This is a genomic window from Saccharothrix mutabilis subsp. mutabilis (genome assembly GCF_039521145.1).
GTDB classification, from domain to species: Bacteria; Actinomycetota; Actinomycetes; order Mycobacteriales; family Pseudonocardiaceae; genus Actinosynnema; species Actinosynnema mutabilis.
The window spans coordinates 115,861-127,781 of sequence record NZ_BAAABU010000020.1; the positions used below are offsets into that span (position 1 = coordinate 115,861).

Sequence of the window (11,921 nt, forward strand, 5' to 3'; positions counted from 1 at the left end):
GCGTTTCCCTCAGACCGGGCTGCGGCACTTCGTGACACAGGTCGAGCAGGCGTGTGCCGAACACGGGGCGAAGGTGCGGTGGCACTCCGACCACTGGGTGGCCGAGGTGCTCGCCGACGACCGGCGGTTCCTGGTCATCGGGCAGGTGTTCCCGCTCAACACGGCCTCGGCCGCGCAGGTCGCCACGGACAAGGTCGCCACCGCCGGGCTGCTGGCCGACCGGGGCGTGCCCGTCGTGCCGCACCACCTGCTGCGCTTCGCCACCGACCGCGACCCGGTCGCGCTGACCACCAAGCTGGTCGGGCTGCCGGCCGTGCTCAAGCCGCACCGCGAGAGCAGCGGCGTGGACGTGCTGCGGGCGCGGGACGAGACCGAGGCGCGGGCCGGGCTGGCCCACCTGGCCGGGCGGTACCGGGCGATCGCGGTGTCGCCGCTGCTGCCGATCGAGGACGAGTTCCGGCTGGTCGTGCTGGACGGCGAGGTGCTGCTGGTCTACCGCAAGGCCATCGCGCCGGGGGAGTGGCGGCACAACCTGAAGTTCGGCGCGCGGCCGGACCTCGACGTGCCCGCCGACCGCGCCGCCGCCCTCGGCCCGCTCGCCCTAGCGGCGATGCGGGCGCTGGAACTGCGGTTCGCCAGCGTGGACGTCGTGTGGGTGGCAGGCCGGCCGCTGGTGCTGGAGGTCAACAGCGGGGTGTCGCTGGAGCACTTCAGCCAGGCCGGGCCGCGCCACCGGGACCTCGCGGCGGAGGTCTACCGGACGGCGATCCGGGCGTGCCTGGCGAGCACGGAGGTCGGGGGCGCCGGCGGTGGGGGTGCGGGCGGCGGCGGTGGGGGCGCGGGCGGCGGCGGTGGGGGCGCTAGCGGTGGGGCTGCGGGCGGTGGGGGTGCGGGCGGCGGCGCCGGCGGTGGGGGTGTCGGCGGTGGGGGTGTCGGCGGTGGGGGTGTCGGCGGTGGGGGTGTCGGCGGTGGGAGTGCCGGCGGTGGGGGTGCCGGCGGTGGGGGCGCGGGCCTCACGGCCGGATGAGGCCGCGCTCGCGGGCCGCCGCCACCGCCGCCGTGCGGTTGTCCACGCCCAGCTTGGCGTAGATGTGCACCAGGTGGGACTTCACCGTGGCCTGGCTGAGGAACAGCCGCTTGCTGATCTGCTGGTTGGACAGGCCGGCCGCGACCAGGTCCAGCACCTCGGTCTCCCGCCGGCTCAGCGCGGACCCCGGCGAGCGCAGCCGGCCCAGCAGGCGCTGGGCGACCGCGGGCGCGAGCGCGGACCGGCCCGCCGCCGCGTCCCGCACGGCCGCCGCCAGGTCCGCCGGGTCGGCGTCCTTGAGCAGGTAGCCGGTCGCGCCGGCCTCGATGGCGGCGAGGATGTCCGCGTCGCTGTCGTAGGTGGTCAGCACGAGCACCCGGGGCCCGCCTGCCCGCGCGGTGATCTCCCGGGTGGCCTGCGCGCCCGCCATGCCCGGACCGAAGCGCAGGTCCATCAGCACGACGTCGGGCGCGAGGGTCACCGCCAGCTCCACCGCCCGCTCGCCGCTCGCGGCCTCGCCGACCACCTCGAAGTCCGGTTCGGCGGCCAGCACCGCCCGCAACCCGGACCGGACGATCGGGTGGTCGTCGGCGATCAGGAGCCGGATCACGGCTCGGCCCGCGGGAAGCTGACCGCCAGCGCGGTGCCCTGGCCGGGCGCGGACTCCACCACCAGCGACCCGCCCAGCTCGGCGACCCGCGCCCGCATCGCGACCAGCCCGAACCCGCCGCTCGCGGGCACCGCGTCGGGGTCGAAGCCCACGCCGTCGTCCACCACGTCCAACGTCACCCGGTCCTCCATGTAGCTCAGCGTGAGGTCGACGTGCCCGGCGCGCGCGTGGCGGACCGCGTTGGCCACCGCCGACTGCGCGACCCGCAACAACGCCACCTCGTACGCGGTCGGCAGCGGGACCGGGGCGCCGTCGACGTGCAGCGTCGCGGGCAGCTCGCGGGTGCCCTCGCACAGCCGCCGCAGCGCCGCCGGCAGCGACTTCCCGGCCAGGTCCGGCGGGGTGAGGGCGTGCACGAACCGGCGCGCCTCGGCGAGGTTGTCCTGCGCGGTCGCGCGGGCCTGCTCGACGTGGCCCGCCGCCGTCCCCGGGTCGTCGGGCAGGCTGCGGGCCGCCGCGCGCAGCAGCAGCTGGATGCTGGACAGGCCCTGCGCGAGGGTGTCGTGGATCTCGCGGGCCAGCCGTTCCCGCTCGCCCAGCACGCCGCGCTCCCGTTCCGCCGCCGCCAGTGACGCCCGGGTCGCCTCCAGCTGGTCGATGAGCTGCCGCCGCCGCTCGCTCTCCCGGTACAGCGCCTGGTAGCCGAGCACGCCCGCGACCGTCACCACCGCGCCCAGCGTCGGCCCCACCACCGCGGCGACCGTGAACTCGCCCCGGTGCCACGCGAACCCGGCGACGGCGACCACGGTCGTGGCCGCGACCGCCAGCAGCCCCGGCACGCGCGGCAGCAGGTGCGCCTGGAGCAGGAACAGCGGGAACGCCAGCCACACCCCGTCCGGGCTGACCGCCAGCACCCCCGCCCACGCGGCGGTCACGGCCAGCAGCCACCAGCGCGGCGGCGCCACCACCCCGAGCGCGTACACCGCGGCGAACGCGCCCGCCGCCACCGCGCCGCCGCGGAACACCACCACCGCCAGCAGCACGGCCACCAGGACGTGCACCGGCCAGGGGCGGGCGAAGCGGTGGGTCGTCACGAGCGTTCGACACTACGTCCCCGCCGACCGGGCATCAACCGGCCGGGCATCAACCGAAAGGTTGACTTCCGGCTCCGCACTTCGGTGCGCGGCAAGCGTTCCCGGGCGCGATGTCCACAGCGGACGCCGGCGGCAGGCTCGACGGTGTCGTGTCGGCACGAGAAGGGTCCGCTGTGTTCGTGGCGTGGAGAGACCTGCGGTTCGCCCGAGGGCGGTTCGCGTTGATGGGCGCCGTCGTGGTGTTGATGACCATGTTGGTGACGTTGTTGTCCGGGTTGACGGCGGGGTTGGCGCGGGAGAGCACGTCCGCCGTCGCCGACCTGCCGGTGGACCACGTCGTGTTCGCCGGCGAGACCTTCGCCGAGTCCGCGATCACGCCGGCCGCCCGTGCGGAGTGGGCGCGGGTGCCGGGCGTGGAGTCGGTGCAGGCGTTGGCGATCTCCACGGTGAAGGCGGTCGCGGGGACGCGGACGGCGACGGTGTCGGTGTTCGGCGTCGAACCGGGCGGTCCCGTGCCGTCGGCCCCGGAGGGTGAGGCCGTGCTGTCGGCCGGGGCCGCCGAGGAGCTGGGAGTCGCCGCCGGGCAGTCGGTGCGGCTGAACGGGCGCAGCGTCGAGGTGGCCGCCGTGTCCGGGGACGCCTCCTACAGCCACCTGCCGGTCGTGTGGACGGGCGCGCCGGCCGACGCGACCGTGCTCGCGCTGACCACCGACGGCACCGCCGACCTGGCCGCCGCCGACCAGCGCCTGGGCACCCGCACGGTCAGCCGCGCGGACGCCCTGTCCTCGATCGGCTCCTACGCCTCGGAGAACGGGTCGCTCCAGCTCATGCGCGGGATGCTGTTCGCCATCTCCGCGCTGGTCATCGGGGCGTTCTTCACCGTGTGGACGATCCAGCGCAGCGCGGACATCGCGGTGCTCAAGGCGCTGGGCGCGACCACCGGCCACCTGATGCGCGACGCACTCGGCCAGGCGTTGGTGCTGCTGGTCGCGGGCACGGCCGTGGGCGCGGGGCTGGCCGCTCTCCTCGGGGCGTGGGCCGCGACCGCCGTGCCGTTCGTGCTGGACGCCTCCCTGGCCCTGCCCGCCGTCGTGATGACCGTGCTCGGCCTCGTGGGAGCCGCGCTGGCGGTCCGCCGCATCACCTCCGTGGACCCCCTCACCGCCCTGGGGAGCACCCGATGAGCCTCAGCCTGACCGACGTCACCCTGACCTACCCCGACGGCGACGGCCGGCTGACCGCGTTGGACGCGGTGAGCCTGGACGTCGCGGCGGGCACCACCACGGCGGTGGTCGGCCCGTCCGGCTCGGGCAAGTCCAGCCTGCTCGCCGTCGCGGCCACGCTCGTCACGCCGGACGCGGGACGGGTGGTCGTGGCCGGCGTGGACGCCACCGACCTGGGCCCGGCGCGGCGCGCCGAACTGCGCCGCACCCGCATCGGGATCGTCTTCCAGCAACCCAACCTGATCCCGTCGCTGACGGCGTTCGAGCAGGTGGAGCTGATGGCCCGGCTGGCCGGCGTCCGGTCCCGCGCGGCGGACCTGCTGGCCGCCGTCGGCCTGGCCGACCACGCCCACCGCCGCCCGCACCAGCTGTCCGGCGGCCAGCGCCAGCGCGTCAACATCGCCCGCGCCCTGGCCCACGACCCGGCCGTGCTGCTGGTCGACGAACCCACCAGCGCCCTGGACCACGCCCGCGGGGCGGAGGTGTTCGCGCTGCTCACGCGGCTGTCCGCGGAACGCGGCGCGGCCACCGTGGTGGTCACCCACGACCGGGCCCACCTCGACGGCGTGGACCGGGTGGTCGAGGTGGTGGACGGCCGGGTGCGGGCCGGCGCGGTCCGGTAGCGCGATCCCGGGGCGCTTGTCAGGATGTGGCCACCCTCGACCCCCCAGGGAGGACCCCGTGGCCTCACGCCTGAACCCGTACATCAGCTTCGACGGCAACGCCCGGGAGGCGATGGAGTTCTACCGGGACGTGCTCGGCGGCGAGCTGCGGCTGAGCACGTTCGGCGAGTACGCGCCCCCGGACACCCCCGGCGGTGACAAGATCATGCACGCCATGCTGGAGACGCCCGGCGGCTTCACCCTGATGGGCGCGGACACCCCTCCCGGCCAGCCGTACCACCGCGGCGACAACATCTCGATCAGCCTCAGCGGCGAGGACGCCGGCGAGCTGCGCGGCTACTGGGAGGGGCTGTCGGCGGACGGGACCGTCGCCGTCCCGCTGGAGAAGCAGATGTGGGGCGACGAGTTCGGCATGTGCGTGGACCGCTTCGGCATCACGTGGATGGTCAACATCGCCGGCTCCTCCAGCCCGGCCCCCTGATCCGCGCGGCGGAAAATCGTTGCGGCCCACCGGCCACCGTCCGGCACACTCCAGCGCGTGCTGGTGTTATCGGTGGTGGTCGGTTCGCGCGCCCACGGGCTCGCCACCTCGGAGTCCGATGTGGACAGACGAGGCGTGTTCGTCGCGCCCACCCGCGACTTCTGGCGGTTCGACAAGCCGCCGACCAGCTACGAGGGCCCGCGGCCGGAGGAGCTGAACTGGGAGGTCGAGCGGTTCTGCGCGTTGGCGTTGAAGGCCAACCCGACCGTGCTGGAGGTGTTCGCCTCACCCCTGGTCGAGCACGCCGACGCCCTCGGCCGTGAACTGCGCGACCTGCTGCCGCACGTGTTGTCCCGCCAGGCGGTGGACAGCTTCGAGCGCGCCACGGCGGCGCAGTTCGCGCGGGGGCTCGGCCGTCCCGGGTGGAAGCAGCTCATGCACGTCGTGCGGCTGTTGCTGGTGTGCCGCGACCTGGTCCGCACCGGCACGCTCAGCATCGACGCGACCGAGCACCGCGACCGGCTCCTGGCCATCCGGCACGGCCAGACCTCGTTGCGGGACACGACGAAGTGGGTGGAGGAGTTGCGCGCGGACATCGCCGCCGCGCGCGGCCCGTTGCCGGTGGAACCCGACCGCGACACCGTCGAGGCGTGGCTGGTCTCGGTGCGCGAGAGGGGGTTGGCGTGAGCTACGAGGTGCCCGACGTGGCGGACGTGGTCGCGGAGCAGCCCAGGCCGCTGCTGTTCGTGACCGTGTCCGGCGCGCACCTGTACGGGTTCCCGTCCCGCGACTCCGACATCGACCTGCGCGGCGTGCACGTCCTGCCGGTGGAGGAGGTCGTCGGGCTGCGGCACGGGCCCGAGACGGTCGAGCGGATGTGGGTGCGCGACGGGGTCGAGCTGGACCTGGTCACCCACGACGTGCTCAAGTTCTGCCGGCTCCTGTTGCGCCCCAACGGTTACGTGCTGGAGCAACTGCTGTCGCCGCTGGTCGAGCACACCACGCCCGCGCACCGCCGGCTGTGCGCGATCGCCCCGCGCTGCCTCACCCGGTGGCACGCCCGCCACTACCGGGGCTTCGCGCGCAACCAGTGGCGGCTGTTCGAGCGGACCGGTGAGCTGAAACCGCTGCTCTACACGTTCCGCGCGCTGCTCACCGGCGTCCACCTGATGCGCACCGGCGAGGTGCTGGCGAACCTGCCCCGGCTCGCCGAGGCCCACGGCGGTCCCGCCTACCTGTCCGACCTCGTCACGGCCAAGGCGTTGGGCGAGCACCGGAGGGTGGAGGAGGACCCGGCGCGGTTCGCGGCGGACGTCGAGCGCTGGCACGAAGTCCTGGACGACGCCCACCAGCGCACGGCGCTGCCCGCGGCCCCGACCGCCGAGCCGGAGCTGCAAGACCTCCTGCTGGACCTGCGCCTGGGTCGCTGACCTGCCGCGGGACGGCCGGATGCAACCCGGTGCGGGTTCCGGGCGTCCTCTCGGTAGGTTGGGCCAAACCGGCAAGTGATCGCTTGGGGGAAACCGGTGTCGAAACAAGCGCAGCTCAGCGCTGCCGTCCTCGCGTGCGCGCTGGTCGCGACCGCGTGCACGTCGAGCGGCCCCGAGGCCGCCACACCCGACCTGGCGCCGCGCGGCACGACCATGACCACGGCCAAGCCGACCAGGCAGGACCTGACCAACAAGGTCAGCCTCACCGGCAAGGTCGCCATGAACCCGGTGTACGGGATCACCGCGCCGGTCGCCGGCCAGGTCCGCTACCTGGAGGTCGCCCAGTCCACGGCCACGCCGACCAAGCCGACGCGCGTGGCCACGGTGTGGGCCGACGGCAAGCCCAACCACGTCGAGGTGCCCGCCGGGTCGAGCTTCGGCGGCCGGCTGGTGGACGACCGCGCCACGGTCACCGCCGGCATGCCCGTCGCGTCGGCGAAGTACGCGGGCTACGGCATCGTCGCCGACATCAACGGCGAGCAGGCCTACCAGATCGCCGACGCGGTCAGCGGCACCATCCAGGCGCAGATCAAGAACGGCCCCGGCCCGTTCCCGTGCACCCTGCTGGGCACCATCGCGGCGCTGCCCGCGGGCACCGTCCCCGCGCCGCCGCCGCCCGCCCAGCCGGAGGAGCAGACCCCGGAGACCGCCGGCCGCCAGGCGCCGCCGCAACAACAGCAGCAGCCGCAACAGCAGCAGCAACAGCCGCAGCAACAGCCGCAGCAGCCCGGCGGCTCGTCCGAGGCGACCGGTCTGCGCCTGGTGTGCACCGCGCCCGACGACGTGAAGCTGATCAACGGCGCGACCGCGACCCTGGAGGTCGTCACGGCCAGCGCGCAGAACGCGCTCGTCGTGCCGGTCGAGGCGGTCGCGGGCGGGCAGGGCAAGGGCAAGGTCGACGTGGTCGGCCCGGACGGCGCGAAGACCACCAAGGACGTCGTGCTCGGCCTGACCGACGGCAAGGTGGTGGAGGTCAAGGAGGGCCTGACCGGCGAGGAGACCCTGGCCGTGCCCGGCCCGGACCTGCCGCAGGCGCCGCAGGGACAGCCCGAGGCGGGTGGCAGGTGACCGCACCCACGCCGCCGACCGGCGCGGGTGTGCCGCCCTTCGCGCCGCCCCAGGCCGGCGCGTTCCCGCCCGCTGCTCCCGTTCCCGGTGCGTTCCCGCCCGCTGCCGACCGTGTCGGCGCGTTCCCGCCCGCTGCCGACGGTGTCGGCGCGTTCCCGCAGGTTGCTGTTCCGGGCCGTTCGCCGCACGCTCCCGGAACACCGCCGCTGCTCCAGCTCACCGGCGTCACGAAGACGCTCAAGGGTCAGCAGGAACCCCGCACCATCCTCGCCGGCGTGGACCTCACCGTCCACAGTGGAGACTCGATCGCCATCCTCGGCCGCTCCGGCTCCGGCAAGTCCACCCTGCTCAGCGTGATCGGCCTGTTCGACCGCCCCGACGGCGGCCGGTACCTGCTCAACGACCGCGACATCACGAAGCTGCCCGAGCGCAAGGCCGCCGCGCTGCGCAGCGCCGAGTTCGGGTTCGTGTTCCAGCGGTTCTTCCTGCTCAAGCACCTCACCGCCGCGCAGAACGTGGCGATGGCGCTGGTCAACGGCCAGGGCTGGCTGCCGCGCCGCAAGCGCAAGGCCAAGGTCATGGCCGCGCTGGACCGGGTCGGCATCGCGCACCTGGCCAAGCACAAGCCGCCGCGCCTGTCCGGCGGTGAGCAGCAACGCGTCGCCATCGCCCGCGCCCTGGTGCGGGAACCGCGCGTGCTGCTCGCCGACGAACCGACCGGCGCCCTGGACACCGAGACCGGCAACCTTGTCGTCGAGGTCCTGCGCGCCACCACCGACCAGGGCTGCGGCCTGGTGCTGGTGACCCACGACCGCGACCACGCCGCCAAGATGGGCCGCGTGCTGCGGCTGGCCGACGGCGTGCTCAACCCGGCTGACGGCGTGCGCAACCCGGCCGACGGCGTGCGCGACGAGCGGGTGGTCGTGTGATCCGGCTGTCCGGGCGGCTGCGGTCGTCGCTGATCATCGGTGGGCAGGGCATCCGGGCCCGCAAGCTGCGCACGTTCCTGTCCATGGTGAGCCTGTTCATGGGCGTGCTGGCGGTCGTCGCGGTGCAGGCCGGCGCGGAGATCGCCAACCGCGCCATGCTCGCCGACGTCGAGCTGCAGACGGGCAAGGACGGCACCCGCATGATGTACATGCCGCCCACCGCCGACGTGGACACGGTCCTGGAGGTCGTGCGCGGCCGGTCCGACGCGGTCGCCATGACCGGCACCCAGGCGATCATCGGTGAACCGGGCGTCAAGCCGATCAACGAGGGCGGCGGCCCGATCGACCAGCCCGGCGGCTACGGCCAGCGCATGACGTGCGACCAGAACGGGTGCCGCGAGCTGAGCGACGGCAACAAGGACCGGCCCGGCGGCCAGGCGATCGAGTTGCAGCTGACCGGCCTGACCGGCGACGTCCGCACGTTCAAGCCGTTCCGCGCGGTCTCCGGCCAGTGGCTGGAGTTCGGCGGCGACCCGTCCCTCGCGCCGAGGCTGGTGCTCAACACCAAGGCGGCGGAGGCGTTCGAGCGCTACCGGGTGCCCGCAGAGATGCGCGTCAACGGCGCGCCCACCAACGCCACCCCGCGCTTCATCGGCGTGGTCGACGACGGCAACTGGAGCCCCGCCGCCTACGTCCGCTCCGACGAACTGGCCAACTGGCTGCCCGCGCGGGGCATGAGCGACGGCCGCAACGGTCCGGGCTTGCAGGTCCTGATGTCCCCGACCGCGTCCGACGTGGAACACGCCCTGCGCGCCCGCCTGGTCGCCGGTGGCGTGCCGGCCGACCAACTCCACGTGAACACGGTCAACACGTTGGAGCGCATGTCCACCGAGCTGAAGCTGATGCGCCTGATCTTCCTGGGCATGGCGGCGCTGGTGCTCCTGATCGGCGTGGCGGGCATCCTCAACGTCGGCCTGGCCACGGTCGGTGAACGGGTGGAGGAGTTCGCGTTGCGCCGGGCCGTGGGCACGCCCCGGTTGTTGCTGGCGGGGATCGTGCTGGCGGAGACGTTGCTGACGGGTCTGCTGACGGCGGCGGCGGCGATCGGCGCGGCGGTGGTCGGCCTGCGGGTGGCGGCGTCCCTGTTCGGCTCGCGGTTCCCGTCCCTGCAGGGCGTGGACTTCCCGTGGCAGGCCGGTGTGGCCGGCGTCGTGGCGGGTCTGGTGGCCGGCGTGCTGGGCGGTCTGGTGCCGGCGCTGCGGGCGGCCCGCATCCCGATCTCCACGGTGATGCGCGCGTGAACCGTTGGACCGCCGTGCCGAGTTTTTAGCGCCGAGCACGGCTGAGCGGAGAGCTGAGAGCTAAGAGCTGAAAAGCGGCGCTCGCCGCGCGGCAGGCCCCCGGGGGGTGGAAGGGCGTCGGTTCGTTCCCCGTACGGCCTGCCGGAGGCAACCACCCTTTGGTCTTCCCCGCAACCGGAAAAGCTGGTTGCGGGGAAGACCAAAGCGCGGTTGGGCTGCGCCCAGGCCGTACGGGGAACGAACCGAGGCCCTTCCTGTGGCTTGGCAGCCCTTTGAAGGGCTTTGTGCGGGTCGCTGATCGCTCAGCCGATCTTGAAGCCCAGTGCTCGCGCGATTGTGACGGCCTGTTCCGGTTCGATCCTTGCCCCGGTCAGCGTGGCTGCGGTGATGTCGATGCCGGACAGGTCCGAGCCGCGCAGGTCTGCCCCGGTGAAGTCCGCGCCGTGCAGCCACGCGTCGGACAGGTCCACCTCGGTGAACGTCGCCCCGGCGCACTTCGCCCCGGTCAGGTCCACGTCGTGCATGCGCAGCCCGGTGAACGACGCCCGCCGCAGGTCCGCCCCGGGCAGCCCGACGAAGGACCAGTCGCCGCCGCTGACCCTGAGCACGTCGAAGCTGCCGCCGTCGAACACGCTGCCGACCATCTTGCAGTCGGTGAACTTGGCGTCGAAGAACTCGCACCGGACGAACGTGCAGTTGAGGAACGCGGCCTCGGTGTGGGTGGACGCGTTGAACTCCACGCCCCGGAACACGCACTCGCGGAACGTCGAGCCCCGGTTGAGCAGGTCCGCCATGTCCACGTCCACGAACAGCGTGCGCTCGTGGGTCTCGCCGACGACCTCGTTCACCGTCCAGTCGCGGTCCAGGACGGTGGTGTCGGTGGGCGGGGTCGGGGTGCCACGTCTGCGCTCGGCCACGTCAGCACTATCCCACTGCCTGGCGCGTCCTAGCCCGCCGGTGCCAGGGCGCCCGCCACGAACAGCACGCCCACCAAGGCGATCACCAGGCCCAGGCCGAACGCGTACTGCCGGGCCGTCGCACGGCCCGGCATCCGGCGCAGCACCACGCTCACCACCACCAGCGCGGTGAGCGCGATCGGCAGCAGCGCCCGCCAGGCGTGGTCGAAGGAGGTCAACGGCAGGAAGGTGTCCGCGCCGTAGAGGGACAGGATCAGCGCCGGCAGGCCCAGCCCGGCCGCCGCCGCTGCCGCGATCGTGTTGAACCGTTGCTGCGCCTCGCCGTCCTGGGCCACCGCGAAGGTGGACATGCTGGTCAGCAGCGCGTGGAACCGCTCCGCCTCCTCGGCCAGCTCCGCGTCGATCGCCTCGCAGTGCCGCAGGGCCGCGCGGTGCGTGTCGCCGGGGCCGGAGCTGTCGCGGTTGCGGTGGTAGGTGTCCGGGTCCCACAGCCACACCCACAGGCCGTTGCGGCAGGCGTCGCGGGCGTGGTCGCGGGCGCGGCCGGTGGCGATGGACAGTTCGATGATGCCCGCCAGCAGCGGGCGCAGCGCGGTGGCGCGGCGTTGGGACAGCAGGTCGGCGATCTGGCGTTCCAGCTCGTAGCGGATGCCGCGCAGCCGCGCCAGCTCCGCGCGGGACGCCTCGGCGAACGCCTTGGCCGCCGTCGCCGCCACGGCCCGCGGGTCGCCGGACACGACGTGCGCCGGGCCGGCCAGGGTCGCCGCCACCTCGATTGCGTGCGGCGGTTCTTCCTGCCGCCAGCCGCCGTTCTCGTGCCACGTCGCCTGCACGACGACCGTCACGACCGGCTCGCCGTCCGCCCGCACGGCCACCTCGGTCATCCCGACGGCGATGCGGCGGTCCCCCTTCTCGCCGAGCACCCGCAGGTACGGCGCGACCAGCAGGGCCTCGACGTCGAGACCGGCGAAGTACTCCTGGTCCACGGTGTGCTCGCGAGCGGTCCGCACGGTGGCGCGGAAACCGTGGTCGGGCCGCGCGGGGGTACCAGCCAGCAGGAGTTCGGACGGCATGCGGCGGATCCTATGTCGACCTTGAGCCGGTCACGGTCGGATCGGGGGAACCGGTTCCACGCCAAGCGATGCCCGCGCCCGGCGC

At 73.9% G+C, this 11,921-nt stretch carries 13 protein-coding genes; 9 read left to right on the plus strand and 4 right to left on the minus strand.

The features are described 5' to 3' along the window. Positions 1–31: 31 nt before the first annotated feature. Positions 32–1,027: an ATP-grasp domain-containing protein gene (locus ABD126_RS30485; protein ID WP_343937467.1), complete on the plus strand. Its 996-nt coding sequence runs from the start codon at positions 32–34 to the stop codon at positions 1,025–1,027. Here the strand turns inward: ABD126_RS30485 and ABD126_RS30490 are convergent. Both ABD126_RS30490 and ABD126_RS30495 read right to left on the minus strand, forming a co-directional pair. Next, on the minus strand, positions 1,014–1,637 hold the full coding sequence (locus tag ABD126_RS30490; protein ID WP_343937469.1) for a response regulator: 624 nt from the start codon (positions 1,635–1,637) through the stop codon (positions 1,014–1,016). The genes ABD126_RS30485 and ABD126_RS30490 overlap by 14 nt on opposite strands. Further along, positions 1,634–2,731: a sensor histidine kinase gene (locus ABD126_RS30495; protein ID WP_343937471.1), complete on the minus strand. Its 1,098-nt coding sequence runs from the start codon at positions 2,729–2,731 to the stop codon at positions 1,634–1,636. Before ABD126_RS30495 ends, ABD126_RS30490 begins: the two co-directional genes overlap by 4 nt. A 173-nt stretch (positions 2,732–2,904) precedes the next feature. Here ABD126_RS30495 and ABD126_RS30500 point away from each other — a divergent pair, with 173 nt between their 5' ends. From ABD126_RS30500 to ABD126_RS30535, 8 genes are all read left to right on the plus strand, one after another. Continuing rightward, positions 2,905–3,915: an ABC transporter permease gene (locus tag ABD126_RS30500; protein WP_343937473.1), complete on the plus strand. Its 1,011-nt coding sequence runs from the start codon at positions 2,905–2,907 to the stop codon at positions 3,913–3,915. After that, positions 3,912–4,577: an ABC transporter ATP-binding protein gene (locus ABD126_RS30505; RefSeq protein WP_343937475.1), complete on the plus strand. Its 666-nt coding sequence runs from the start codon at positions 3,912–3,914 to the stop codon at positions 4,575–4,577. The genes ABD126_RS30500 and ABD126_RS30505 overlap by 4 nt, the downstream gene beginning before the upstream one ends. Positions 4,578–4,635: 58 nt before the next feature. After that, entirely contained in the window at positions 4,636–5,058 is a 423-nt protein-coding gene (locus ABD126_RS30510; RefSeq protein WP_343937477.1) for a VOC family protein, read from the plus strand. 57 nt (positions 5,059–5,115) lie between these two features. Continuing rightward, the gene (locus tag ABD126_RS30515) at positions 5,116–5,745 is read left to right on the plus strand and encodes a nucleotidyltransferase domain-containing protein (RefSeq protein WP_343937479.1); all 630 of its coding nucleotides are present in this window, start codon (positions 5,116–5,118) and stop codon (positions 5,743–5,745) included. Further along, on the plus strand, positions 5,742–6,488 hold the full coding sequence (locus tag ABD126_RS30520) for a nucleotidyltransferase domain-containing protein (RefSeq protein ID WP_343937481.1): 747 nt from the start codon (positions 5,742–5,744) through the stop codon (positions 6,486–6,488). The genes ABD126_RS30515 and ABD126_RS30520 overlap by 4 nt, the downstream gene beginning before the upstream one ends. Before the next feature lie 96 nt (positions 6,489–6,584). Beyond that, positions 6,585–7,616 (plus strand): efflux RND transporter periplasmic adaptor subunit, encoded by a 1,032-nt coding sequence (locus ABD126_RS30525; protein WP_343937482.1) that lies wholly within the window; start codon positions 6,585–6,587, stop codon positions 7,614–7,616. Further along, positions 7,613–8,545 (plus strand): ATP-binding cassette domain-containing protein, encoded by a 933-nt coding sequence (locus ABD126_RS30530; RefSeq protein ID WP_343937484.1) that lies wholly within the window; start codon positions 7,613–7,615, stop codon positions 8,543–8,545. The genes ABD126_RS30525 and ABD126_RS30530 overlap by 4 nt, the downstream gene beginning before the upstream one ends. Next, positions 8,542–9,846, plus strand: coding sequence for an ABC transporter permease (locus tag ABD126_RS30535; protein ID WP_343937485.1), 1,305 nt, complete (start codon positions 8,542–8,544; stop codon positions 9,844–9,846). The genes ABD126_RS30530 and ABD126_RS30535 overlap by 4 nt, the downstream gene beginning before the upstream one ends. A gap of 302 nt (positions 9,847–10,148) precedes the next feature. Here the strand turns inward: ABD126_RS30535 and ABD126_RS30540 are convergent, their stop codons facing one another. Both ABD126_RS30540 and ABD126_RS30545 read right to left on the minus strand, forming a co-directional pair. Beyond that, positions 10,149–10,763, minus strand: a complete 615-nt coding sequence (locus tag ABD126_RS30540) for a pentapeptide repeat-containing protein (RefSeq protein WP_343937487.1) — start codon at positions 10,761–10,763, stop codon at positions 10,149–10,151. A gap of 29 nt (positions 10,764–10,792) precedes the next feature. After that, positions 10,793–11,836 (minus strand): hypothetical protein, encoded by a 1,044-nt coding sequence (locus ABD126_RS30545; protein WP_343937489.1) that lies wholly within the window; start codon positions 11,834–11,836, stop codon positions 10,793–10,795. Between the last annotated feature and the right edge of the window lie 85 nt (positions 11,837–11,921).